The organism is Lentzea sp. NPDC051208, from assembly GCF_040682435.1.
Lineage (GTDB): Bacteria > Actinomycetota > Actinomycetes > Mycobacteriales > Pseudonocardiaceae > Lentzea > Lentzea kristufekii.
Map to the genome: position 1 here is coordinate 255,320 of NZ_JBFBAW010000009.1, position 24,042 is coordinate 279,361.

Annotated in this window: 22 protein-coding genes; 13 read left to right on the forward strand and 9 right to left on the reverse strand. The window is 69.6% G+C overall.

Annotated features, from left to right (window positions below):
• Positions 1–181: 181 nt before the first annotated feature.
• The gene (locus tag AB0M48_RS23695) at positions 182–1,090 is read left to right on the forward strand and encodes a LysR family transcriptional regulator (protein WP_363845995.1); all 909 of its coding nucleotides are present in this window, start codon (positions 182–184) and stop codon (positions 1,088–1,090) included.
• On the opposite strand, the gene AB0M48_RS23700 is transcribed toward AB0M48_RS23695, so the two are convergent.
• Positions 1,085–2,008 (reverse strand): BadF/BadG/BcrA/BcrD ATPase family protein, encoded by a 924-nt coding sequence (locus AB0M48_RS23700; RefSeq protein ID WP_363845770.1) that lies wholly within the window; start codon positions 2,006–2,008, stop codon positions 1,085–1,087. The genes AB0M48_RS23695 and AB0M48_RS23700 overlap by 6 nt on opposite strands.
• A gap of 52 nt (positions 2,009–2,060) precedes the next feature.
• Positions 2,061–4,868 (reverse strand): S8 family serine peptidase, encoded by a 2,808-nt coding sequence (locus AB0M48_RS23705; RefSeq protein ID WP_363845772.1) that lies wholly within the window; start codon positions 4,866–4,868, stop codon positions 2,061–2,063.
• Between the two features lie 122 nt (positions 4,869–4,990).
• Here AB0M48_RS23705 and AB0M48_RS23710 point away from each other — a divergent pair, with 122 nt between their 5' ends.
• Genes AB0M48_RS23710 through AB0M48_RS23750 form a run of 9 tightly spaced genes read left to right on the forward strand, consistent with a single transcriptional unit; the run spans position 4,991 to position 13,561 of the window.
• Positions 4,991–5,845: a fumarylacetoacetate hydrolase family protein gene (locus AB0M48_RS23710; protein ID WP_363845774.1), complete on the forward strand. Its 855-nt coding sequence runs from the start codon at positions 4,991–4,993 to the stop codon at positions 5,843–5,845.
• Between the two features lie 4 nt (positions 5,846–5,849).
• Complete coding sequence (locus AB0M48_RS23715; protein WP_363845776.1) at positions 5,850–7,160, forward strand: enolase C-terminal domain-like protein; 1,311 nt, start codon at positions 5,850–5,852, stop codon at positions 7,158–7,160.
• A complete protein-coding gene (locus tag AB0M48_RS23720) occupies positions 7,153–7,905 on the forward strand; it encodes an SDR family oxidoreductase (protein ID WP_363845778.1) in 753 nt (250 codons plus the stop codon). The genes AB0M48_RS23715 and AB0M48_RS23720 overlap by 8 nt, the downstream gene beginning before the upstream one ends.
• A 14-nt stretch (positions 7,906–7,919) precedes the next feature.
• Positions 7,920–8,954, forward strand: coding sequence for a sugar ABC transporter substrate-binding protein (locus tag AB0M48_RS23725; RefSeq protein WP_363845780.1), 1,035 nt, complete (start codon positions 7,920–7,922; stop codon positions 8,952–8,954).
• On the forward strand, positions 8,954–10,456 hold the full coding sequence (locus tag AB0M48_RS23730) for a sugar ABC transporter ATP-binding protein (protein WP_363845782.1): 1,503 nt from the start codon (positions 8,954–8,956) through the stop codon (positions 10,454–10,456). Before AB0M48_RS23725 ends, AB0M48_RS23730 begins: the two co-directional genes overlap by 1 nt.
• Entirely contained in the window at positions 10,453–11,466 is a 1,014-nt protein-coding gene (locus AB0M48_RS23735; protein ID WP_363845784.1) for an ABC transporter permease, read from the forward strand. Before AB0M48_RS23730 ends, AB0M48_RS23735 begins: the two co-directional genes overlap by 4 nt.
• Before the next feature lie 3 nt (positions 11,467–11,469).
• A complete protein-coding gene (locus AB0M48_RS23740; RefSeq protein ID WP_363845787.1) occupies positions 11,470–11,781 on the forward strand; it encodes an L-rhamnose mutarotase in 312 nt (103 codons plus the stop codon).
• Entirely contained in the window at positions 11,778–12,734 is a 957-nt protein-coding gene (locus tag AB0M48_RS23745; protein ID WP_363845789.1) for an aldo/keto reductase, read from the forward strand. Before AB0M48_RS23740 ends, AB0M48_RS23745 begins: the two co-directional genes overlap by 4 nt.
• Positions 12,731–13,561 (forward strand): amidohydrolase family protein, encoded by an 831-nt coding sequence (locus AB0M48_RS23750; protein ID WP_363845791.1) that lies wholly within the window; start codon positions 12,731–12,733, stop codon positions 13,559–13,561. The genes AB0M48_RS23745 and AB0M48_RS23750 overlap by 4 nt, the downstream gene beginning before the upstream one ends.
• On the opposite strand, the gene dapA is transcribed toward AB0M48_RS23750, so the two are convergent.
• Positions 13,558–14,418, reverse strand: a complete 861-nt coding sequence (gene dapA, locus AB0M48_RS23755; protein ID WP_363845793.1) for a 4-hydroxy-tetrahydrodipicolinate synthase — start codon at positions 14,416–14,418, stop codon at positions 13,558–13,560. The genes AB0M48_RS23750 and dapA overlap by 4 nt on opposite strands.
• A gap of 71 nt (positions 14,419–14,489) precedes the next feature.
• Here dapA and AB0M48_RS23760 point away from each other — a divergent pair, with 71 nt between their 5' ends.
• A complete protein-coding gene (locus AB0M48_RS23760) occupies positions 14,490–15,368 on the forward strand; it encodes a LysR family transcriptional regulator (protein WP_363845795.1) in 879 nt (292 codons plus the stop codon).
• Here AB0M48_RS23760 and AB0M48_RS23765 read toward each other — a convergent pair.
• A complete protein-coding gene (locus AB0M48_RS23765) occupies positions 15,354–16,028 on the reverse strand; it encodes a FadR/GntR family transcriptional regulator (RefSeq protein ID WP_266041953.1) in 675 nt (224 codons plus the stop codon). The genes AB0M48_RS23760 and AB0M48_RS23765 overlap by 15 nt on opposite strands.
• A gap of 189 nt (positions 16,029–16,217) precedes the next feature.
• Between AB0M48_RS23765 and nagA the strand changes: the two genes are divergently transcribed.
• Positions 16,218–17,417 (forward strand): N-acetylglucosamine-6-phosphate deacetylase, encoded by a 1,200-nt coding sequence (gene nagA, locus AB0M48_RS23770; RefSeq protein ID WP_363845798.1) that lies wholly within the window; start codon positions 16,218–16,220, stop codon positions 17,415–17,417.
• Positions 17,418–17,497: 80 nt separating this feature from the next.
• Here the strand turns inward: nagA and AB0M48_RS23775 are convergent, their stop codons facing one another.
• Genes AB0M48_RS23775 through AB0M48_RS23795 form a run of 5 tightly spaced genes read right to left on the reverse strand, consistent with a single transcriptional unit; the run spans position 17,498 to position 23,061 of the window.
• Complete coding sequence (locus AB0M48_RS23775; RefSeq protein ID WP_363845800.1) at positions 17,498–18,541, reverse strand: SIS domain-containing protein; 1,044 nt, start codon at positions 18,539–18,541, stop codon at positions 17,498–17,500.
• A complete protein-coding gene (locus AB0M48_RS23780; RefSeq protein WP_363845802.1) occupies positions 18,538–19,956 on the reverse strand; it encodes a glycoside hydrolase family 3 N-terminal domain-containing protein in 1,419 nt (472 codons plus the stop codon). Before AB0M48_RS23780 ends, AB0M48_RS23775 begins: the two co-directional genes overlap by 4 nt.
• 3 nt (positions 19,957–19,959) lie before the next feature.
• Positions 19,960–20,778 (reverse strand): carbohydrate ABC transporter permease, encoded by an 819-nt coding sequence (locus tag AB0M48_RS23785; protein ID WP_363845804.1) that lies wholly within the window; start codon positions 20,776–20,778, stop codon positions 19,960–19,962.
• On the reverse strand, positions 20,778–21,776 hold the full coding sequence (locus tag AB0M48_RS23790) for a sugar ABC transporter permease (RefSeq protein WP_363845806.1): 999 nt from the start codon (positions 21,774–21,776) through the stop codon (positions 20,778–20,780). Before AB0M48_RS23790 ends, AB0M48_RS23785 begins: the two co-directional genes overlap by 1 nt.
• Positions 21,777–21,786: 10 nt before the next feature.
• On the reverse strand, positions 21,787–23,061 hold the full coding sequence (locus AB0M48_RS23795; RefSeq protein ID WP_363845808.1) for an extracellular solute-binding protein: 1,275 nt from the start codon (positions 23,059–23,061) through the stop codon (positions 21,787–21,789).
• A 224-nt stretch (positions 23,062–23,285) separates the two neighbouring features.
• Between AB0M48_RS23795 and AB0M48_RS23800 the strand changes: the two genes are divergently transcribed.
• A complete protein-coding gene (locus AB0M48_RS23800) occupies positions 23,286–24,041 on the forward strand; it encodes a GntR family transcriptional regulator (RefSeq protein ID WP_030480591.1) in 756 nt (251 codons plus the stop codon).
• The last annotated feature ends 1 nt before the right edge of the window (position 24,042 follow it).

Genomic DNA, 24,042 nt, shown 5'->3' on the forward strand with positions numbered 1-24,042 from the left:
TTGGTGTCAACAGCAGGGTGGGGCAGTCCGCGCGGGCAGCGGCAGGTGTGAGGTGCCGATAATTCCCGGGTTATCGGCCTGACAGAGCAATCGCCCTTGCAACGGCCACGGAGCGTCATCTGGTGACACCCGCGTGGCCGTGTTCGTTGGTGAGCAACTGTCCTAGGCTTCCTCAGTGCGAATGGAGCTGAGACATCTGCACGTGGTGCTGACCGTCGCGCGGGCAGGCAGCATCAGCCGGGCCGCCTCCCAGATGAAGATCGCCCAGGCCGGGCTGACGGCCCAGGTGAGGCGGATCGAGGCGAGTCTCGGCGGGCCGTTGTTCCTGCGCCGCAACGACGGCGTCGAGCTGACCGAACTGGGCCGTCACGTCGTGCTGCGGGCCGAGGACCTGGTCGAACGGTTCGACGACCTGCTCGTCACCTCGCGCAAACTGGCCGAGCGCGGCGACTCCGGCATCCGGCTCGGCGGTGTGGCGGGCTCGCCGACCGCGCTGCTGGTCGGGGTGGTCAGAGAGGTGCTGCCCAGCCTGCCGCAGACCACGCACATCGAACGCGGCGGTGACGCCGTGCTGGAACTCGTGCGCACCGGCGACCTCGACCTGGCCCTGGTGGTGGAGTTCCCGCGCAGCCCGTTGCGGTTCCCGAAGGCGGTGGGCCTGCGCGGTGTCGTCACGGAACGCATGTTGATCGGCGTCCCGGTGGGCCATCGGCTGTCCGGCCGCAGCGAGGTGCTGCTGTCGGAGCTCGCCGGCGAGGAGTGGGTCGTCCCGGACGAGAACCACGGCGGCCGGCTGAACCTCGAACTGGCCTGCGAAGCGGTCGGGTTCACGCCGCGGTGCGCGCACTTCGGCATCGATCCCCACGTCGCCGCCGACCTGGTGCGGTCGACCGGCGCCGTGGCGGGGTTCTTCCCCGGTCACGACCTGCCGGGCGTGCTGCTCAAGCCGATCATCGGCAACCCGCTGCACCGGCGGATCACGCTGGTGTGGAACACCGAAGCCGCCGAACACGTGGACGACGTGCACGCCGGCCTGCTGCGCGCCTACCACGAGCGGACGCCGCACTCGGGCCGGCTGCTGGCGTCATGACCTGCTGGGCCTCGGCGCGTCCGGCCCCAGCACGTCCACGGCCGCCAGCCAGGCCGCACCCGCCGCGCCCTCCGTCGCCATGATCACCGGGGCGTTGCAGCGGGTGAGGAGTTCCTCCTTCAGGTGCGTGCCGACCGGGGTCTTGATCAGGCTGCCGACCAGCACGATCGGCGAGGTGTCGGACGGCTCGCGGACGGCCGTGGCCGTGTCGGCGAGCAGGCGGGCGGCGGACGCCACGATCGTCAGCGCCTCGGGATCGCCGTGGTGGTAGGCGGAACTCACCAGGGGCGCGAACTGGGCGAGTGCGATGGGAGCCGCCGCGTTCACGGCGGTGATCAGCTGGCTCCGGTTGCGAGCGCCCGCGGCGGTCAGGACGGCGGTGGCCAGGCCTTCCAGCGGTGCGCCCAGGTCGAGCAGCTTCACCGTGGCGCGGACGGCTTCGCGGCCCAGCCAGAACGCCGAACCGTCGTCACCGAGCAGCCAGCCGTAGCCGCCGGACTGGCCCACCATGCGGTGGCCGGCGATGCGGCCCGCGATGGAACCGGTGCCCGCCACCAGGACCGTGCCGTCGGCGGACGAGGTGCCGGTGGCGAAGGCGGCCTCGCAGTCGGTGATCACGCGCATCGGGCAGTGCAGGCCCGCGCGCTCCCAGGCTCCTTGGAAGAGGTCCAAGACGGCCGGGTCGGTCATGCGGGAGGCGCCCGCCATGCCGAGGACGCCGGAGCGGACCTTGCGGGAGTCGAGGCCGTCCAGCGCCTCCGCCAGCGCCTCGCCGATGTGGGCGGCGGCCACGTCGGGCGGGTGCGAGTTCGGATTCGCGCCGCCCGCCAGGCCCTGACCCAGGCGGGCGCCGTCGAGTCCGAGCACCAATGCTCTGGTGGACGTGCCGCCAGCGTCGAGTCCCACGACCAGATCCATAACGATCGAGTATGCCGAGAGACTCCTCCGCTGAGGCACGCCCAACCGGGTGTCACACGACCTGGGCGCGGTCACCCGTTGCGTTGTGGTGGAAGAACACCAGCGAGCCGGCCGCAACCCGATCACCCGGACGTACCACTGTGGACAGTGCGGGAACGATCAAGCTGTAGTCGAACGTGACCGCGGGGGCGACGTCGACCAGGTCGTCGGTGTCGGCGGGCGCGGTGTACCGGCTCAGCACCCCGGCGGTGTAGGTCACCGGGCCGGACGGCAGAGCCGACCGCGCGACCGGCAGCACCACGACGTCGCTGTCGAACAGGTTCGTGTCCGTCGAGCCGTCGAAGCCGTTCAGCGGCTGCTCGTCCACCACGTCCTCGGTACCGGCCACCACCGTCCGGGCGACCCAGACGTCGGCCGTCACCTCACCCTCGGGGTTCGTCCGCTTCTCGGCGGTGGTCACGAAGTCCTTGCCACCCACCGAGAACCGCACCTCCGGCTTGGTGTTGCCGCCGATGTTCGCCCAGGTGCTCCAGGTCGCGACGCCGAACGCCAGCAGGTCCGGCGTGGCCGTCGCGCCCACGTACCGCAGGTCGGCGCCACGTGCGGTGCGGTTCGCGGCGCAGTCGGCCTGCACGCCGGGACCGCAGTCGGGCAGGCGGTCGGAGCGCGCGCCGAGCTGGAGCACGGTCATCCGCGACTGGTAGTCGGGCTGGTCGAGGCCGCGGCCGGTGACGCGGCCACCGGTCACGCTCAGGCGCGACACCGGCTTCGGTGCCGCGTAGACCGGCACGCGGAGAGAGCGGTCGCCGGTGAACGTCACCAGGCCGGACGCCTCCGCCAGGAACTGACGGCCCTCGTCGAGCGAGACGGTGGGGTCGGGCGTCTTGCGCAGCGCGCCGGGGCCGGAGATCCGCAACTGCACCGGCACCGAGACCGAACCGCCCGGCCGCAGCACGACGTAGGGTGCGCTGACCTGGAAGGACACTCCGGGCACGCTGGTGATCGGCTCGTAGCCGGCGCGCAGCCGGACGGTCTGGGATCCCTTGTTGACCAGCTCGAGGGTGCGGCTCGTCTGCACCGGACCACCCACCTCGACCGCGCCGAACGACGCGTCGCCCAGCACCAGCACGTCCGCCGACAGGGCGCCGAGCCCGTCCACCCGGCCCGCGCCGACCCGCATCGGGGCCTCGCGCACACCCTTCGAATCCTTGATCACGCCGGAGGCGGTGTTCATCAGCGCGGCCTTGACCTCCGCGACCGTCCACTCCGGATGGACCTCGCGCAGCAGTGCCGCGATGCCCGCCACGTGCGGCGACGCCATCGACGTGCCGCCCAGCGACACGCCGTCCGAGGCCGTCCCGGAGGCGGCGGAGAAGATCGTGTCGCCCGGTGCGGCCACCGCGATCGACGAACGCGAGCGCGACGACGACGGCGTGATCGTGTCCTGGATCGACGGCTCCAGGGAAGGCACCGCGACCTTCAGCGCCGAGGTCAGGCGCACGGTCAGCGTCCCGGCCTCCAGAGCCGGTCGCAGCGCGGACGAGGCCGCCGCCGTCAGCTGGAACGCCGGGATGTGCGCGTTTCCGGCGATCCCGGCCGCGAACACCGGCAACGCCGTCGGCAGCAGCACTCCGGCCGCCCCGGCCTTCCAGGCGTTGTCGGTGCGGGCACCCGAACCGCAGGCGCGGGTGGCGTCGCTGTCGTCCCACTCCAGCCAGACGATCTTCCCGGCCAGCGGCTCGGAGATCGGCTGGCAGCCGTCCACGTTGGACGCGAGCCGCACAACGGGCAGGGTGAGGTCGAACGGCTCCTTGAAGTTCTGGCTGTACTGGCCGGCCTGCCGCTGGCCGGCGGCCTCCAGCCCGTCCAGCATCGTGAACGCGTCGCGGGTGTTCGCGACGGAGATCGCCTCGGGGGAGTTGCCCGGCGAGCCGGACACGTCGTAGAAGTCGCCGCCGTTGCCGGCCGCCGCGACCACCACCACGCCGTGCTCGACGAGCTTGCGCACGAACAACGAGTCGGGGTCGTCGGGCGCACCGAAGTCGCTGCCCAGCGACAGGTTGACCACGTCGAGCTTGTCGGAGAAGTCGCCGTCGCCGTTCGGGTCGAGCGCCCAGTCCAGCGCCCGCGCGGTGAGGTTCGTGCCGCCCTTGCAGCCGAACACCTTCAACGCGTAGAGCTGCGCTTTCGGGGCCGTACCGGGGCCGATCCTCAGGGCGTCCAGGTCGACCGAGGAGTACGAACCGCGGTAGGTCGTGCCGTCGTCGTTGACCCCGTACCCGGCCGCGGTGCCGGCGACGTGCGTGCCGTGGCCGTCGCAGTCCACCGGGTCGGCATCCGGCTCCGGGATCGCGCCGGGCCTGCCGGTGTAGGAGTCGCCCGCGAAGTCGTACCCGCCGACGACCTTGGCGTTCGGGAAGGTGCCGCCGCCGAAGTCCGCGTGCCGGTAGTCGATGCCGGTGTCGATCACGCCGATCCGCACGCCGTCGCCGAACCTGCCGAGCGACTTCCACACGTCGGACGTCCGGGTGAGCCGGACGGCGTGCGCGTTCGTGAGCTTCTTGGGGACCATCCGGTGGACCGCCCGCACCTCGGGCATGCGCGTCAGGGCCGACAGGCGCGACCTGTCCGCCGACAGCACGACGCCGGGCACCGCGTTGGTCGTTCGGGCGACTTCCCTGCCGCCGGACCGGGAGACGACCTGGGACACGTGCTCCGAGGTGCGATCCCGCGCTGAACGCGCCTGCGCGGCGGTGCCCGAGTCGACGGCTGCGGCCGAGGTCAGCTCGACGAAAACGGTTACAGTGTCGACCGGTCCGACCGGCGCCAGCAGTGCGCCTGTCAGGAGTGCTGCGGTCACCAGATTCACGATCAACTCCTTCTATTCATCGGACGACTTCAGGCCAAGCTCTAGACGCAGGCGGTATCGCGGGGCTATACATCCGATGTATTTCGTAGGGTGTGAGCAGAGGAGGAACGGCCGTGCAGTTCTTGCGCCTGGGGCCGGTCGGTGACGAGCGTCCTGCAGTCAGGACCGACGACGGGACCACATACGACCTCCTGCCGATCACCCCGGACATCGACGGGGCGTTCCTCGCGAACGACGGCGTCAACCGCGTGCGCGCCGCTCTCGACAGCGGTGAGCTCGGCGCCCTGAGCACGGAGGGCGTGCGCGTCGGGCCGCCGCTCGCGCATCCCGGCAAGATCATCTGCATCGGCCTCAACTACCGCGACCACGCGGAGGAGACCGGTGCGGACATACCCGGTGAGCCGGTGATGTTCCTCAAGACGCCCGACACCATCGTGGGCCCGTACGACGAGGTGCTCGTCCCGCGCCGGTCCGTGAAGACCGACTGGGAGGTCGAGCTCGGCGTCGTCATCGGGCGCACCGCCCGCTACCTGGAGTCCGAAGAGGACGCTCTGGCCTGCGTCGGCGCGTACGTGCTCTCGCACGACGTCTCCGAGCGCGAGTTCCAGATCGAGCGCGGCGGGACGTGGGACAAGGGCAAGAACTGCGAGACGTTCAACCCTCTCGGCCCTTTCCTCGTGCCCGCCGACGAGATCGCCGACCCGCAGAGCCTGGAGATGCGGCTCTGGGTGAACGGCGAGATCAAGCAGAACTCGTCCACCAAAAACATGATCTTCCCGGTGGCGGAGATCGTGCGCTACCTCAGCCAGTTCCTTGTCCTTCGTCCGGGTGACGTCATCAACACGGGTACACCCGCTGGGGTGGCGCTCGGCCAGCCGGAGCCCAAGCCGTACCTGCGCGCCGGCGACGTGGTCGAGCTGGAGATCGAAGGCCTCGGCAGGCAGCGCCAGATCCTCGGGCAGGCCTGAGCCCATGCCGAAGATCACCGCACTGGACGTCCTCGACATCCGGTTCCCGACCTCGCGCGAGCTCGACGGCTCCGACGCGATGAACCCGGACCCGGACTACAGCGCCGCGTACGTGGTGCTGCGGACCGACGACGGACCCGAGGGACACGGGCTCGCGTTCACCATCGGCCGCGGCAACGACGTGCAGGCCGCCGGCATCAAGGCCCTCGCACCGCACGTCGTCGGCAAGGACGTGCCGGAGGACGCGAAAGCGCTGGCGGAGCTGTACTTCGAGCTGATCGGCGACTCGCAGATCCGCTGGCTCGGCCCCGAGAAGGGCGTCGCGCACATGGCGATCGGCGCCGTCGTCAACGCGGCCTGGGACCTCGCCGCCCGTCGCGCCGGGCTGCCGGTCTGGCGGTTCCTCGCCCAGATGTCGCCGGAGGAGATCGTCAGCCTCGTCGACTTCCGGTACCTGAGCGACGCACTGACGCCCGACGACGCGTTGCAGATCCTGCGCGAGGCCGAACCCGGCAAGGCCGAGCGCGCGGACACCATCGCCCGCGACGGGTACCCGGCCTACACGACGTCACCGGGCTGGCTCGGCTACTCCGACGAGAAGCTCGCCGGACTCGCCCGCCAGGCACTCGCCGACGGCTTCGACATGATCAAGCTCAAGGTCGGTGGCAGCCTCGACGACGACGTCCGCCGGATGAAGCTCGCCCGCGAGGTCGTCGGCGAGGACACCCGCGTGGCGGTCGACGCGAACCAGCGCTGGGACGTCGACACGGCCGTGCGCTGGATGCGCGAGCTGGCGCCGTACAACCCGTACTGGATCGAGGAGCCGACCTCTCCGGACGACGTGCTGGCGCACCGCGCGATCGCCGACGCGCTGGCCCCGATCAGGGTCGCGACCGGCGAGCACGTGCAGAACCGCGTGATCTTCAAGCAGCTGCTGCAGGCCGGCGCGATCGACGTGCTGCAGCTCGACGCATGCCGGGTCGCGGGCGTCAACGAGAACATCGCGATCCTGCTGCTGGCCAGGAAGTTCGACATCCCGGTGTGCCCGCACGCCGGCGGCGTAGGCCTGTGCGAACTGGTCAGGCACCTGTCGTTCTTCGACTACGTCGCCGTCTCCGGGGAGATCGGGGAGCGCGTGATCGAGTGGGTCGACCACCTGCACGAGCACTTCCTGGACCCGGCCGTCGTCGAGAACGGCCGCTACCTGGCGCCCGCAGCGCCGGGGTTCTCCGCGCAGCTCAAGGATGAGACGCTGGCCGACTACGTCTACCCCGGCGGTCCCGTGTGGACTGATCTGGAGGGCGAGGATGACTGACTTCGAAGGACTCGTCGCCGTCGTCACGGGCGGTGCGTCCGGCATCGGCCTGGCCACGGCCGAACTGCTGAGCAGCAGGGGAGCCACGGTCGTCGCGCTCGATCTCAACCCGGACGTGAAGGACCCGCTCACCGGGATCCGCGCGGACGTGTCGGACGACGAGAGCGTCAAGGCCGCGATCGACGAGGTCGTCGCGCGGTTCGGACGGCTCGACGTCGTGGTGAACAACGCCGGCATCGGCGCACAGGGCGACGTCACGGCCAACGACGACGCGCAGTGGGCGAAGGTGCTCGACGTCAACGTGCTGGGCATGGTCCGCGTCTCACGAGCCGCGCTGCCGCACCTGCGGAACTCGCCGTCCGCGGCGATCGTCAACACCTGCTCCATCGCTGCCTGGGCCGGGCTCCCGCAGCGTGCTCTCTACTCGGCCAGCAAGGGCGCGGTGTACTCGCTGACGCTCGCGATGGCCGCCGACCACGTCCGCGAAGGCATTCGCGTCAACGCGGTCGCCCCCGGCACGGCGGACACCCCGTGGGTGGGCCGTCTGCTCGACTCGGCACCGGATCCGGCCGCCGAACGAGCCGCGTTGGAGGCACGCCAGCCGCACGGCCGGCTCGTCTCCGCCGATGAGGTCGCCGGAGCCATCGCCTACCTGGCGAGCCCGCTGTCGGGGTCCACCGCGGGCACGATCCTCGCTGTCGACGGTGGCATGTACGGCCTGCGCTTGCGTCCCCAGCAGTCATGAAAGGCAATTCAACGATGAAGCGTCGCAACCTCACCGCCGCGGTGTGCCTCGCGCTAGCCGGTGCACTGACACTGTCCGCGTGTGGCGGCGGGACCGCCGGCACCGGAGCCGGCGGAGTCGGGCCGATCGGCGCCGACCACCCGCGGGCCGACACCGACTTCTGGAACTCCTACATCAAGTACTTCCCGGACAAGGCCAAGGACCTCGGCGTCAACCTGCTGAACCCGACCAACTCCCAGAACAAGGTCGAGAACCTGGTCGCCAACGCCCAGTCGCTGCAGTCGCAGGGTGCCAAGGCGATCATCATGGCCCCGCAGGACACCGGTGCCATCGCGTCCACCCTGGACCGGCTGGAGAAGGCGAACATCCCCGTCGTCACCGTCGACACCCGTCCGGACAAGGGCAAGACCTACATGGTCGTGCGCGCGGACAACAAGGCGTACGGCGAGAAGGCCTGCAAGTTCCTCGGCGACAAGCTGGGCGGCAAGGGCAAGGTCGTCGAGTTCCAGGGAGCGCTGGCGTCGGTCAACGGCCGCGACCGCTCCGAGGCGTTCGCCGCCTGCATGAAGCAGAACTACCCCGGCATCACGGTGTTCGAGGAGCCGACCGACTGGGAGGGCCCGAAGGCGTCCGCGGCCCTGCAGACCAGGCTGAACCAGCACCCGGACATCAACGGCATCTACATGCAGGCCGGTGGCGCGTTCCTCACGCCGACGCTGCAGGTGTTGCGGCAGAAGAACCTGATCGTCCCGCCGACCGACCCGAAGCACATCTTCATCGTCTCCAACGACGGCATCCCGCAGGAGCTGGAGGCGATCCGCAAGGGCGAGATCGACGCGACCGTCTCCCAGCCGGCCGACCTCTACGCGCAGTGGGCGCTCTTCTACGCGAAGGCCGCCGTGGAGGGGAAGACGTTCTCCCCCGGCAAGACCGACCACGACTCGACCATCGTGGACACCGGCGGCGGCCGGCTGGAGGACCAGCTCCCGGCGCCGCTGATCACCAAGGAGAACGTCGACGACAAGGCGTTCTGGGGCAATCAGATCTGATGAACGAGTTCGCTTCCGTCGGCGGTGCCGACAACTTGGCAGCAGTCGCGCGGGGCGTGACGAAGAGGTTCGGGCAGACGCTCGCGCTGGACGACGTGGGCATCGAGATCCGGGCCGGTGAGTCGCACGCGCTCGTCGGTCGCAACGGCGCGGGCAAGTCGACGCTGGTCTCGGTCCTCACCGGCATGCAGACGCCGGACGCGGGCGAGGTCAGCTTCTTCGGCGAACCCGCGCCGCCCGTCGCCGACAGCGCGGCCTGGCGCCGCCATGTCGCGTGCGTGTACCAGAAGTCGACGGTCGTGCCGGAGCTGTCGGTCGCCGAGAACCTGTTCATCAACCGGCAGGACCTCGGCGGCGGGCTGATCAGCTGGAAGAAGCTGCGGCGCCAGGCGTCCGAACTGCTGGAGACCTACGACGTGGCGGTCGACCCGGACGCGTTGGTGTCCACGCTGACCGTCGAGCAGCGTCAGCTGGTCGAGATCGCGCGGGCGCTGTCGATCGGTTCGCGCTTCGTGATCCTCGACGAACCGACCGCGCAGCTCGACGGCCCGGCGATCGAGCGGCTGTTCGACCGGATGAGGTCGTTGCAGGACAAGGGGGTGACGTTCCTGTTCATCTCCCACCACCTGCAGGAGGTCTACGAGGTCTGCCAGACGGTGACGGTCTACCGCGACGCGCGGCACATCGTCACCGCCCCGGTGGCCGAGATGTCGAAGCCCGACCTGATCGAGGCGATGACCGGCGAGGTCGGCGGGCTGAACGTGCCCAGCGGCGACGACAGGCCGTCCTCCTCCGAGGAAGTGCTGACCGTGTCGGCGTTGAGCGGGGACCACTTCTCGGACATCTCGCTGTCGGCGACCCGCGGTGAGGTCATCGGCCTCGCGGGCAGCGCGTCGTCCGGCAAGCACGAGTTCGCGGAGACGGTCTACGGACTGCGCAAGCCGTCTGCCGGGTCGATCTCCGTGGACGGTTCGCTGGTGCGCGGCGGCGACGTTCCGGCCGCTTTGAAAGCCGGAATCGGCTGCGTGCCAAGGGATCGGCACCACCAGGGGCTCGTGCTGGACCTGTCGATCGCGGAGAACGCGACGATGAGCACGGCCGGTGCGTTCGTGTGGCCGTCGGCCCAGCGGTCGGCCGGCAGCACGGCGATCGCGTCGTACGACGTGAAGGCCGCCGGGCCGGACCAGCCGGTCTCGGACCTGTCCGGCGGCAACCAGCAGAAGGTCGTGATGGCGCGTGCGCTCGCCGGCGACCCGTCGGTGCTGGTGCTGATCAACCCGACCGCGGGTGTCGACGTGAAGTCCAAGGAGTCGCTGCTCGGGGTCGTCGACGCGCAGGCGCGCCGGGGCAAGGCCGCGATCGTCGTCTCCGACGAGCTCGACGACCTGCGGGTCTGCGACCGTGTTCTGGTGCTGTTCCACGGCCAGGTCGTGCGCGAGTTCGCACGCGGCTGGCGCGATCAGGAACTCATCTCTGCGATCGAAGGAATGAGCTCGGAATGACCAAGGCCATGACTCCGCCGGTCGCGGCACCCGCGCCGGACAAGCCGAAGTTCCGGCTGGCGCGGTACCAGGACCTCGCGCTGGTCCCGGTGATCATCCTCCTGCTGATCATCGGGGCGATCCTGTCGCCGATCTTCCTCACGCCGAACAACCTGATCGCCGTGCTGACCCAGCAGAGCGAGCTGTCGTTGCTGGTGCTGGGCCAGGCGATGATCCTGATCGTCGGCAAGATGGACCTGTCGCTGGAGTCGACGGTCGGTCTCGCGCCCGCGCTGGCGGTCGCGCTGATCATCCCGTCGTCGGCCGGTGGGCTGGACATCGGGCTCGCGGCGTGGCTGGCGTTGCCGCTGTGCCTGCTGATCGGTGTCGCGATCGGTGGCCTGAACGGGTTCCTGATCCTCAAGGTCGGGCTGTCCGGGTTCATGGTGACGCTGGGCATGCTGACGATGCTGCGCGGTCTGCAGCTCGCGATCACCGAGGGCAAGTCGCTGATCGACGTGCCGGAGTCGTTCCTGTACCTGGGTTCCACGACGTGGCTCGGGCTGCCGGCGGCGGTGTGGATCTGCATCGTCTGCTACGCGGCGGGCATCTTCGTGCTGAAGTACCTGCGCGCGGGCCGTTCGTTGTACGCGATCGGCGGCAACTCGGAGGCGGCGCGGGCCGCCGGCATCCGGGTCGACCGCGTGGTGTGGACCGTGCTGATCATCGGTTCGGTGCTCGCCGTGATCGCGGGCATCCTGATGACCGGACGGCTCGGTTCGGTGGCCGCCACGCAGGGCGAGGGCATGATCTTCCAGGTCTTCGCGGCCGCGGTGATCGGTGGAATCTCGTTGCAGGGCGGCAAGGGCACGCTGTTCGGCGCGCTGTCCGGTGTGCTGATGCTGGGGCTCGTGGAGCAGATCCTGCGGCTGCAGGGTGTTTCCGGCTTCTACATCAAGGCCTCGTACGGCGCGGTGATCATCCTGGCGCTGATCGTGACGCGGTTCGCCACCGGCCAGAAGCAGGAGTGAGCGTTGGAGACCGTTGCGCTGCACACCCGGCTTCGCGAGGGACGCGAGGCCGACTACGACCGCATCCACGCGACGATTCCGGCCGAGCTGGACGAGGCGCTGCGCGAGGCCGGGGTGTGGTCGTGGCGGATCTGGCGTTCCGGGCGAGAGCTGTTCCACCTCGTCGAGGTGGATGACTACCGCGCGATGCGCGCCTGTTTGGCCGAGCACCCCGCCAACGTTCCGTGGCAGGCTCAGATGGCCGGACTGCTGGAGGTCGAGGACGACTACTCCGGTGCCGAACCTGCTGTGCGACTCGTGTGGGAGCTGCCGTGAAGGTCGCTGTTTCTCGTCTTGGCTTCGGTGGTGCGCCGATCGGCAACCTCTACCGGGAGGTGTCCGACGAGGTGGCGTTCGGCGCGGTGGAAGCCGCGTGGCGGTGCGGCGTCCGCTACTTCGACACCGCACCGCACTACGGGCTCGGGCTGTCGGAGCGCCGTCTCGGGGTCGCCCTGGCCGGGCGGCCGCGCGACGAGTACGTGATCTCCACGAAGGTCGGGCGGTTGCTGGAGCCGTTCGACGGCGAAGGCCTCGACGACGAGGGTTTCGCGGTGCCGCGGCACTTCCGGCGGGTGCGGGACTACTCGGCGGACGGGGTGAAGCGGTCGATCGAGTCCTCTTTGGAGCGTCTCGGTACGGACCGGGTGGAGATCGTCTACATCCACGACCCGGACGACCACTGGGCTTCCGCGATCGGTGAGGCCTATCCGGCGCTGGAGGACCTGCGGTCGCAGGGTGTCGTGGGCGCCATCGGCGTCGGCATGAACCAGTGGGAGATGCCGGAGCGGTTCGTCCGCGAGAGCGACATCGACGTGGTGATGCTGGCCGGCCGCTACACGTTGCTGGAGCAGCCTTCGCTGGTCTCGTTCCTGCCCGCCTGCGTCGACCGGGGCGTGTCCGTGGTGGCGTGCGGGGTATTCAACTCCGGGTTGCTGTCGAAGCCGGAGGTGGCGTCCGACGCCAGGTACGACTACGAGGAAGCGCCCTCCGAGCTGGTGGAGCGGGCGCGGGCGATCGCAGCGGTGTGCGGGCGGCACGGCGTGACGCTGCCCGAGGCGGCGATCCAGTTCGCGCTGGGTCATCCCGCCGTGGTGTCGGTGGTGATCGGCGCACGGACGGCGGAGCAGATGACCGCCAACGCCGCGTACTTCTCCGCCTCGATCCCCGAGGACCTGTGGAACGAGCTGAAGGCGCTGGACCTCATCGACCCGGAGGTGCCCACCCCGTGATAGTCGATGCTCACCACCACCTGTGGGATCTCTCGGTCCGCGACCAGGACTGGATCACCGATCCGCCGATGGGCGTGATCCGGCGATCGTTCCTGGAACCGGACTTCATCGCCGCCGCACCCGAGGTCTCGGCGTCCGTGCTGGTGCAGACGGTGTGCGTGCCGGAGGAGACGCCGGAGTTCCTCGCCATCGCGGCTTCTTCGGACGTCGTGGGCGCGGTGGTGGGCTGGACCGACCTGACGTCGGCTGCCGTCGGTGATGAGCTGACGTCGTTGGTGGACAGCCCCCACGGCTCGTGGCTGCGCGGGATCCGGCACCAGGTGCAGAGTGAGCCGGACCCGGAGTGGTTGTGCCGCAAGGACGTCTGGAACGGGCTGGCGGCCGTGGGTGCTCATGGGCTGGTCTACGAACTGCTGACGCTGCCGCACCAGATGCCGGCCGCGCGCCGGACCGTGGCGGCGTTGCCCCAGGTCGGGTTCGTGGTGGACCACTGCTCGAAGCCCGCGATCGGTGCCGATCCGGGGGAGTGGGCCGAGCAGATCCGGGCGCTGGCGGCGCACGAGAACGTGACGTGCAAGCTGTCCGGGCTGGTCACCGAGGCCGACTGGAAGTCGTGGGACGTGGCAACGCTCCGGCCGTACTTCGAGGTCGTGCTGGACGCGTTCGGGCCTGAGCGGCTGATGTTCGGCTCGGACTGGCCCGTGTGCCTGCTGGCGGCCACTTACGGGGAGTGGCTTGGTGCGGCTCGGGAACTGGTCTCCGAGCTGTCGCCCGGCGAGCAGGCCGCGATCTTCTCGGGCACTGCTCGCCGGGTCTACGCGCTCTAGACGAAAAGCGCCTTCAGCTCGTTGATCAGCTTCGGCGTGGCTCCGGCGAGCGGCTCGCGGACCGGGCCCGCCGGGAGCCCGAGCAGGTTGAGCGCGGCCTTGACGGCGACGGCACCGGGCTCGCGGGTCATGATCGCGGTGATCACCGGCAGCAACGCCTGGTGGCGGCGCAGGGCCTCCTTGTTGTCGCCCTCGTCGTAGGCGTCGAGCATCGCCTTGATCTCGTTGCCGACGACGTGGCCGACGGTGCTGACCGTGCCGACGCCGCCGATCGAGTACAGCGGCAGGATCAGCTCGTCGTTGCCGGAGTAGAAGTCGAGGCCGGTCTCGGCGATCACGCGGGCGGTCGCGAGCAGGTCGACCTTGCAGTCCTTCACGCCGACGATCCGCGGGTGCTCGGCGAGCCGGAGCAGCGTCTCGGTGTCGATCGCCGTGCCGGTCCGGCCGGGGATGTCGTAGAGCAGCGCCGGCAGGCCCGAGGCGTTCGCCACCTGCCTGAAGTGGTTCTCGACGCCCTCCTGCGTGGGCTTGCTGTAGTACGGCGTGACGACGAGCAGGCCGTCGGCGCCGCTCTCCTCGGCCTGGCGGGAGAGCTCGATGGTGTGGCGCGTGGAGTTGGTGCCGACGCCCGCGAGGACGTGCGTGCGGTCGCCGACGGCCTCCTTCACGGCCCTGATGATCTGCGCCTTCTCGGCGCCCGTGGTGGTGGGCGCCTCGCCGGTCGTGCCGTTGACGACCAGCCCGTCCGCGCCACCCTTGTCGACGAGGTGCGCCGCCAGCTCCTGCGCACCCTTGAGGTCCAGGTCACCGTCGGGGGTGAACGGGGTGACCATCGCTACCAGCACTCGTCCGAACATGACTCCAGCGTGGCTCTAGTCTTCGCAAAGTTCCAGTTAGAAGTTCTGCCCGGAACGTTAAGCTGAGCTTTGTGTTGGATGTGCGAAGGCTCCGATTGCTCCACGCCCTGTCGGTCCACGGCACGGTCACCGCCGCCGCGGAGGCCATGCACGTGACCTCCCCGGCCGTGTCCCAGCAGCTGGCCGCGCTGGAACGCGAGGCCGGCGTCGCCCTGGTCGAACGGGAGGGCCGCCGGCTGGCGCTGACCCGCGCCGGGCACGTGCTGGCGGCGCACACGCAGCTGGTTCTCGATCAGCTGGCCGCCGCCGAGGCGGACCTGGCCTCGCTGCGCACGTCCGTGTCCGGCGTCGTGCGCGTCGGTGCGTTCGTATCGGTCGCCGCGTTGCTGCCGCGCGTGATCCAGGTGCTGCGGTCGGCGCACGGGTCCGATGTGGACCTGTTCGTGCACGAGATGGAGCCGGAGGCGTCACTGCCCGCGTTGCGGCGCGGGGACGTCGACATCGCGGTGATCCACTCTTACAACATCATGCCGCGCTCGCTGCCCGAGTCCTGCGAGTCGTTCGAGTTGTTCGTGGAACCGGTGAACGTGGCACTGCCGTTGAGCGATCCGTTGGTGCAGCAGGATTCGGTGGATCTGTCGGTGCTGGCCGACCGGCCGTGGATCATGCCGCGCACCGACGCGTCGTGCCACGAGCTGACCCAGCGGGCGTGCGGCGCCGCCGGGTTCGTGCCTCGGGCGCAGGCCTACTGCGACGACTTCGGGGTGATGTGCGGGCTGGTCGAGGCCGGGCTGGGCGTTGCGCTCGTGCCGTCCGTGGCCCGGCGGCCCGGTGTGGCGTTGAGGCCGTTGAAGCAGCAGGTGTTCCGGACCGTGTCCGCTGTGGTGCGGAACCGGGCGGACGGGCAGCCTGCGGTGCGCGCGGTGCTGGAGCAGCTACGCCAGGTCTGACAGCCACTGCTCGACGCCGGCCACGTGCACAGTGGACCAGCTGCGCGCGAGTTCCGGCTGGTGCGCGGCCAGCGCGTCGACGATGGCGCGGTGCTCGGCGACCGTGCGGTCCACGGCGTTCGACTGGGTGATGCCGCGCCAGATGCGGACGCGGACCGTCGGGCCGGCCAGCGTGTCGAGGAGCTGGGCCAGGTAGGCGTTGCCCGAGCACTGGGCGATGGCGCGGTGGAACTCGAGGTCGTGCTCGACCAGTTCCTCCACGGACTTCGCGCTTTCGGCGGCGTCGCAGAGCGCGCGGAGCTTGACGATCTCCTCCGCGTCGACGCGCTGGGCGGCCATCGCGGCGGCCGCCGGCTCGAGGATCCGGCGGACCTGGAGGACTTCCAGCACCGAATCCTCGCCGCGGTGCAGGTCGAGCACGAAGGAAAGCGCGCCGAGCAGGTCGTCGGCCCGCAGCGAGGACACGTACGTGCCGTCGCCCTGGCGGACGTCCAGTACACGGACGAGTGACAGTGCCTTCACGGCCTCGCGCAGCGAGTTGCGCGACAGACCAAGACGTTCTGCCAGGTCAGCCTCACGCGGGAGACGGTCGCCGGGCTTGAGCTCGCCCGAAACGATCATCTCCTTGACGCGCAGGATCGCATCGTCAGTGACTGCCACGGCACCCTCAACTCGTCGTAGACCTCGGATGTCTGGCAGCCAGTATGCGCTACGGGTGGTCATCTTCGTGGCATCCCGGTCGTTTCGGACCTGATTCACCAAGTGTTATGTAAGATGGTTATCTCCTAACGAAGGGTGACGTGGACCCCTGTTGTGGCCATAATGGTCTGGACCATTCAAGGAGGGATCTTGGACGCCGTTGTCGCAGCACCGCGCGCATTGCTCGGTCGCACGATCGTCGGTCCTGCCTCGGTGCGGATCAGGGACGGCCGCATCGTCGAGGTGACCACCGGTGAAGCACCACCCGGCGCGGAGGTCCTATCCGACGGCCTGCTGACACCGGGCCTGGTCGACGTGCAGGTGAACGGCGCCGTCGGCGTCGACTTCGCCGAGGTGGACGCCGCCGGAATGCGTTCCGTGGCCGAAGCTCTGCCGTCCACCGGTGTGACCCGGTTCTTGCCCACGTTGATCACCGCACCGGTCGACGTGATCCTGAGGCAGACGCGGGCGGTTCTGGCCGCCTCCGCCGCTCTGCCGGACGGAGTGGGTGCCCGCCCCTTGGGCGTGCACCTCGAAGGCCCCTTCCTGTCGCCCAAACGGGCAGGGGTGCACGACCCGTCGTTCATGGTCGAGCCTGGTCCTGACCAGATCTCGGCCCTGCTCGACGACGAGCTGATCCGCCGCGCCCTGCGGATGGTGACGATGGCTCCCGAACAGCCCGGTGGCCTGGAGGCGGTCCGCCGTCTCGTCGAGGCCGGCGTGCTCGTCGCGGTGGGCCACTCCGACGCCACGGGTGAGCAGACCCGCGCCGCCGCCGACGCGGGTGCCCGCATGGTGACGCACCTGTTCAACGCCCAGCGTCCGCTGGGGCACCGGGAACCCGGGGTTCCCGGGGTGGCGCTGGTGGACGAGCGCTTCACCCTCGGGCTCATCGCGGACCTGGCCCACGTGGGCCCGGACGTGTGCCGCCTCGTGTTCAACGCCGCCGGGGCGCGAGTCGCACTGGTGACGGACGCGGTCGCCGCAGCCGGGATGCCGCCTGGGCGCTACCACCTCGGAGGGGCGGACGTGCTGCTCACCGAGGACGGGGTGCCCCGGTCGCCGGAGGGCACGATCGCGGGTTCCGCGCTCACGCTCGACCGCGCGGTGCGGAACATCGTGTCCGTGGGTGTTCCGGTGGCCGACGCGCTGGCGTCGGCGACGATCGTGCCCGCCGAGGTCATCGGTGAGTCCGGTCTCGGCCGGCTAGCACCGGGGGCCGTCGCGGACCTGGTGTGGTGGGACGACGACCTGCGGCCCAAGAAGGTCTGGGTCGACGGGCGGGTCGTGTTCGACGCCGCGGTGCCCGCACCGCAAGTCGCGGCAAGCTACGCCACAGCAGGCCAATAGTCACGCATCAAAAGCCACGCGGGGCCCCTACGTACTTTCATACGGTACGTAGGGGCCCCGCGTGGCCGAAAAAACACCCGTTAGAGGGTGCGCGTGACCTTGTTCAGGCCGCGCGGGCTGTCCGGGTCGCCGCCGCGTGCCAGTGCCAGGCCGTGGGCCAGGCGCTGCACGGGAAGGATCTCCAGCACCGGGGCCACTTCCTCGGCGGTCTCGGGGATGGCGATGGCGAGCGTCGCCCCCACCTTCTCCGAGGCGGAGCCGACGGCCACGACGTCGGCACCGCGCTGGTGCACCACGTCCAGGGCGTCGCGCAGCGAGTCGCCGCCCTTGCCCAGCGAGGTGATGGCCAGGACCGCGGTCTCGCCGTCCACCGCGGCCACCGGGCCGTGCAGCAGGTCGGCGCCGCTGTAGGCGCGGGCCGCCAGGTAGGACGTCTCCGCGAGCTTGAGGGACGCCTCCAGCGCCGTGGCGTAGGAGTAACCGCGGCCCGTGGTGAGGACGCGGTCCACGAAGCGGTAGCGGCGCACGGCCTCGTCGACGGTCGGCGCCGACTGGTCGAGGGTCACCTGGGCGAGCTCGCCCAGCGACGCCGCCGCCTCGCCGTCGCCGCCGCGCACCGCGTCGATCAGCAGGTAGAGGGCCAGCAGCGTGGCCGAGTAGGTCTTGGTGGCGGCCACCGCGTGCTCGACGCCCGCCGAGACGTCCACCGAGAGTTCGGCGGCCGCGTTCAGCGGGGAGTTCGACGTGTTCGTCACGGCCACGGTCAGGGCACCGCGCCTGCGGTAGGAGGCGGTCACCTCCAGCAGGTCGGGCGAGCCGCCCGACTGGGAGACCGTGACCAGCAGGACGTCGCGCAGGTCCGGCTCCGCGCCGTACAGCGTCGTGGTGGACGCGGAGACCAGGCCGGCGGGGAGCTGGAGCAGGATCTCGGTCAGGTACTTCGCGTAGATCGCGGCGTGGTCGCTGGAACCGCGGGCCGCGAAGAGCACGAAGCGCGGGGCGCGCTCGCGGATCACGGCGGCCACCTCGGCGATCGCGGACCGCCCCGCGTAGAGGTCGGAGAAGATCGACGGCTGAGCGGCGATCTCCGCTGCCATGTGCCGGCCTGGCTGGGGCGTGGTCATGTCGTGCCTTTCAGGATCAGCTCGGCCGCGGCTCGGAGGCTCACCCGAGAACCGCCGTGGGTGTCGATGCGGGCGACGCTGCCCAGGTCTGGACCCGGCACGCCCGTTTCGACGTGCACCACGTCCAGCTGCAGATTAGTTAAGTTTATTACCAGTTGTCGAGCGCCGGAGTGGCGGTGGGCGTCGCGCGTGACGACCACAATCGTGCGGCCACCTGCGACTTTCGCAACTTCTTCCGCCGAGATGTCACGTGCGGCGATCACCTCGGTGCCCGGAAGTACCTCCTGGAGGTACGGGCCGAGGCCCCACGGGACGTCACCGACCGCGATCGAGGAGTCCACCACCAGGTCCACCACGACCGGGTCCGCACCGACACTAACCCGGCCACGTGCGGAAACAGCGCGTCGAGCGGCTGTGAGACCGATCTCGGCGTCGTGGGCGTCGACGGTGGACGGCGGGAGGCCCAGCGCCAGGGAGCGGGCGGCCGCCTGGGTCAGGCGCTCCTCGGACAGCTCGCCGGACTTCACGGCCGCGACGATCGAGTCGATCAGCCACTGCAGGTCGTCGTCGTCCAGGGCCATGCCGCCCAGGCACAACGAGTCCACACCGGCGGCCAGGGCCCGGACGGCGCCGACGGCCAGGTCGCCGCCCACCGCCTTCATGTCCAGTCCGTCGGTGATCACCGCGCCGGTGAAGCCCAGCTCGGTGCGCAGCAGGTCGATCGCGTGCTTGTTCAGCGTCACCGGCGCCGGACCCCACTCGGGGATCACGAGGTGGCCGGTCATGATCGAGCGGACGCCCGCGTTCACGGCCGCCTGGAACGGGACGAGCTCCACGGCGCGCAGCTGTTCCTCGGTGCGCGGAAGCACCGGGAGCTGCTCGTGGGAGTCCTCAGTGGACGCTCCGTGGCCGGGGAAGTGCTTGGCGCAGGCGGCGACGCCCACGGCCTGCAGGCCCTCGACCCACGCGGCCACGTGCCGCGCGGCGAGCACCGGGTCGGAGCCGAACGCGCGGACGCCGATGATCGGGTCGTCCAGCGTCAGCACCAGGTCGGCGGACGGCGCGAGGTTCAGCGAGATCCCGCACTTCGCCAGCCGCGCGCCGATGGACGCGGCCACCGAGCGCGTGAGGTCCAGGTCGTCCGCCGCGCCCAGGGCGTGGTTGCCCGGCACCTCGGAACCGCGGCCCGCGTCGAGACGCGTGACGTCGCCGCCCTCCTCGTCGATGCCGATCACCACGTCCGGGCGCACCGAACGCAGTTCGCCGCACAGCTCGGTCACCTGGGCGTCGTCGACGACGTTGCGCCCGAAGAGCACAACGCCGCCGAGCCCGTCAGCGACCCGCCGCAGCAACCAGTCGGGGGCGGTCGTTCCGGTGAAGCCGGGAAGCAGAACGGCTGCGGCCAACTGATCCACGCGTCATCCCTTCACTGCACCGGCGGTGACGCCGGCGACCATCTTGCGTTGCACGATCAGGAAGAACACCAGTGCGGGCACCGTGAACAGCACCGAGGCGGCCATCGCGCCACCCCAGTCGGTGCCGAAGGCGGTCTCGAACCCGGACAGCCACACCGGCAGCGTCTCGCGGTCCTGGCTGCGGATCAGCACCTTGGCGAAGAGGAACTCGTTCCACGCCGTGATGAACGCGAACACCGACGTGGCCACGAGACCCGGCCCCAGCAGGGGCAGGGTCACCTTCTGGAACGCGCCCCAACGACCGCAGCCGTCGACCATCGCGGCCTCTTCGAGCTCGATCGGGATGCCGTTGACGAACCCGCGCAACGTCCACGCGCAGAACGGCAGCGTCACCGCGAAGTACACGAGGACCAGCGACGAGAGGTGTTCGTAGAGCTGGAGGTCCCGCATCATCAGGAACATCGGGATCAGCAACGCCTCGAACGGCGCCATCTGCGCCACCAGCATCAGCAGCACGAAGCTCTTGCGGCCGCGGAACGCGAAGCGCGACATGGCGACCGCGGCGGTGATGCCGATGACGATCGCGGCGACGACCGCCGTCAGCGTCACCAGGAGGCTGTTGCCGAGCGAGGACAGGAAGCCGGGCTTCGTCCACGCCGTCACGAAGTTCGTGAACGTCACCGAGAACGGGATCAGGTCGTAGTCCGACGTGATCGTCGAACCCTTGGGCTTCAGCGCCGACGTGATCATCCAGTACGTCGGGAAGATGAAGAACAACGCCAGTGCGAGTCCTGCGAAGTTCGCAGCAGACTTCTTGAGCATCAGATCTTGCCCTCCTCGGTCTGCAGCAGCTTGCGCAGGTACTGGAACGTGATCAGGCCGAGGATGACCATCATCAGCACGGAGATCGCGGCAGCGACGCCGAAGTGGCTCTTCGCGATGCCTTCCAGGTACTGCAGCACCGGCAGCGTCGTGCTCTCACCGCTGGGACCGCCGCCGCGGAACACCCAGATCTGGGCGAAGACCTTGAAGTCCCACAACAGCGACAGGAACGTCACCATCATCAGCAGCGACCGGATCTCCGGCCACGTCACCGCGCGGAACGTCTGCCAGCCCGTGGCGCCGTCGATGCCCGCCGCCTCGTAGAGGTCGCGCGGAATGCCGACGAGCCCCGCGTAGAGAGAGAAGGCGAGGAAGGGGATCGCCTGCCACACGATCAGCAGGCCGACGACGGACAGCGTCGACGTGCCGGAGGAGAACCACGAGTAACCGGCGAAGGAGTCGAATCCCAGCTGCACCAGCGTCTTGTTCAAGATGCCGTAGTTCTGGTCGAACATCCACTGGTAGACCGTGGTCGACGCGAGGATCGGCATGGCCCAGGCGCAGAGCATCGCGATCTGCAGGGCGACTCGCACCCACGGCGTGAGCACGCGCATCAGCAGTGCGATCCCGAGGCCCGCGCCCACCGAGGCGACGACGACGGAGACGGTGAACACGACGGTCCGCAGCGAGACGGTCCAGAACCGCTCGTCCTGAAGAACCGTCACGTAGTTGTCGATGCCCGTCCACACGACCTCGCCGCGAACGAGCTCGCCGAGGTTCAGCTGGCGGAAGCTCGTCACGAAGACGGAGACCACCGGCCAGCCGATCAGCCAGAGGATCGCGATGAGTGCGGGAGCGAGCAGCAGGTAGGGCAGCGCCCGGTCGAAGGCACTGCCCCGGCGGCGGCGCCGTGGCGCCCCGCCCGTCACGGCAGGCGGCAGCGCCGGAGGGATGTCCCCTGCCGGCGCTGCCGTTTCGGTCGTTTTGACGGCCGTCATCTCAGCTTGGCTAGGCCATGGCCTTGGTGATGGCTTCGCTCGCGTCCTTCGTTGCCTGGTCGAGAGACTTGGCACCGGTGAGGTACGCGGTCAGCGCGTCCTTGAGCGGGTTCTGGCCCGCCTCGACGGCCGCCCACTTCGGCGTCACCGGGGTGACCTTGCCGTTGGGGGAGGACGCGGCGAGCGCCTTGCCGACCGCGTTGGTGGCGAGCTTCGCGGTGTCCTTCGAGGTGCCGGGAACAGCGCCGCCCTCGGCGAGCATGTCCTGGTACTTCTTGGACGACAGCAGCGCCAGGTACTTCTTGGCCGCGGCGGCGTTCTTGCTGGCCGTCGGGATGGCGAGGTTCGAGCCGCCCAGGAACACGGGGGAGGACGAACCGGCCTTCTTGGACGGGATCGGGAACGCCGAGGTCTTGTCGGCCAGGTCCGGCTTCGCCTTCACGGCACCGGCGAGCTCCCACGGGAGACCGACCATCATGCCGACGTTGCCCGTGCCGAAGACCTCCATCTGCTGGGGCTTCGCCTCGTCGATGTCGGCCGGGACCTTCTTGGTGGCCGACGCGTCGTAGAGCGCCTTGTAGGCCTCGAAGCCCGCCTTCGCCTGCGGGGTGTCCAGCGTGCCCGTCCACTTGCCGGCGTCCTGCTTGGCGATGTCGCCGCCCTCGTCCCAGATCAGGGACAGCAGGAAGTACCAGGACTGGCCAGGCAGGTACAGGGCCTGGAAGTCCGGGTTGGACGCGTTGGCGGCCTTGAGCTTGTTGATCGCGTCGAGCCACTCGGCCCGCGAGGTGGGCGGCGCGGTGACTCCGGCCGCCTGGAGCAGGTCGGTGCGGTAGATGACGGTGCGGTTCGCGGCGTAGAACGGAACGCCGTACTGCTTGCCGTTGAGCGTCAGGGAGTCCTTGAGGCCACCCAGCCACTCACCGCCGTTGAACTGACCGTTGTCAGCGGTGAGGTCCGCCAGCGTGCCCTGGTCGGCGAAGCTCGCCGTCTGGGTGTTGCCGAGTTCGATGACGTCCGGCGGCGTGCTGCTGGCCAGCGCGGTCGTCAGCTTCTCCTGGATGCCGGTCCACTTCTGGACCTCGTACTTCACCTTGATGCCGTTCGCTGACTCGAACTCCTTGTTCAAGGCGTCGGTCAGGGTCGGCGCCGCGGAGCCGTCCATGAGCCACACGGTGATCTCTTTGGTCTCCGTGTTGCTACCGCTGTTCGTGCTCGTGCCACAGCCTGACACGGCCACTGCCAGTGCGGCGGCACCAGCAGCGAGTCCTCTCCAGCCCTTCACAATTCGCGCCCTTTCACCAAGCCCGGCACACCGGCCGGAACGTCCAAGTGGTGTAGACCAATGCGGAACAGCGTGTGCTGCGTCACCGCGTCTGTCAAGCGCGTTGCCAAGACGTTGCGAAGTCATCGGACGAATTTCGGAGTGGATGTCGGGGGTTCGGACGCACTAATCGACACGGACAAGGCATCCTTGTGATGCGTGACATGGAGTGCGAGGAGGAGGCCATGCTGGAGACGACGCCTGCATCAGGCGTGGACGCCAGGACGCGGGCGCAACGCGAACCCAAGTACTGGGGTCTCAAGCGGCACCTGCTCGACCTGTTGAGGGCGTTGCCGCCCGGTTCGCCGATCCCCACGGAACGGTCGCTGGCCGCGGAGTTCGACGTCTCCAGGACGACCGTTCGCCAGGCGCTCGCCGAGCTGACGGTCGAAGGACGCCTGCTCCGTGTGCAGGGCAAGGGCACCTTTGCGGCGGAACCGAAAGTCGCCCAGAGGTTGCAACTGTCTTCGTACACAGAGGACATGCGGGCCCAGGGCCGCGTGCCGTCGTCGAAGCTGATCGAGGCTTCGGAGATGCCGGCGGAGGCCGAGCTCGCCCGGTACCTGGGCGTGCGTCCGGGTGCCAAGGTCCTGCGGCTGCACCGCCTGCGGCTCGCCGACAACGAGCCGATGGCCATCGAGACGACGCACCTCGCGCTGGGCCGCTTCCGCGGGCTGCGCCGGTACCTGGCGCCCGGCGCCTCGCTGTACCAGGTGCTGTCCGAGCGGTTCGGTGTCGAGATGGGACACGCCGAGGAGACGATCGAGACGGCACTCGCCTCGCCGGAGGAGGCGGAGCTGCTCGGCGCCGACATCGGCCTGCCGATGCTGCTGCTGTCGCGGCACTCGTTCGACACCGAGGGCAATCCGATCGAGTGGGTTCGGTCGGTCTACCGGGGTGATCGGTACAAGTTCGTCGCCACGCTGAACCGGCCGTCTTGAT

Coding starts and splice junctions, on each gene's coding strand:
- AB0M48_RS23695 (WP_363845995.1), top strand. CDS start 182: ATGGAGCTGAGACATCTGCACGTGGTGCTGACCGTCGCGCGGGCAGGC.
- AB0M48_RS23700 (WP_363845770.1), bottom strand. CDS start 2,008: ATGGATCTGGTCGTGGGACTCGACGCTGGCGGCACGTCCACCAGAGCA.
- AB0M48_RS23715 (WP_363845776.1), top strand. CDS start 5,850: ATGCCGAAGATCACCGCACTGGACGTCCTCGACATCCGGTTCCCGACC.
- AB0M48_RS23720 (WP_363845778.1), top strand. CDS start 7,153: ATGACTGACTTCGAAGGACTCGTCGCCGTCGTCACGGGCGGTGCGTCC.
- AB0M48_RS23725 (WP_363845780.1), top strand. CDS start 7,920: ATGAAGCGTCGCAACCTCACCGCCGCGGTGTGCCTCGCGCTAGCCGGT.
- AB0M48_RS23730 (WP_363845782.1), top strand. CDS start 8,954: ATGAACGAGTTCGCTTCCGTCGGCGGTGCCGACAACTTGGCAGCAGTC.
- AB0M48_RS23735 (WP_363845784.1), top strand. CDS start 10,453: ATGACCAAGGCCATGACTCCGCCGGTCGCGGCACCCGCGCCGGACAAG.
- dapA (WP_363845793.1), bottom strand. CDS start 14,418: ATGTTCGGACGAGTGCTGGTAGCGATGGTCACCCCGTTCACCCCCGAC.
- AB0M48_RS23775 (WP_363845800.1), bottom strand. CDS start 18,541: ATGACCACGCCCCAGCCAGGCCGGCACATGGCAGCGGAGATCGCCGCT.
- AB0M48_RS23785 (WP_363845804.1), bottom strand. CDS start 20,778: ATGCTCAAGAAGTCTGCTGCGAACTTCGCAGGACTCGCACTGGCGTTG.
- AB0M48_RS23790 (WP_363845806.1), bottom strand. CDS start 21,776: ATGACGGCCGTCAAAACGACCGAAACGGCAGCGCCGGCAGGGGACATC.
- AB0M48_RS23800 (WP_030480591.1), top strand. CDS start 23,286: ATGCTGGAGACGACGCCTGCATCAGGCGTGGACGCCAGGACGCGGGCG.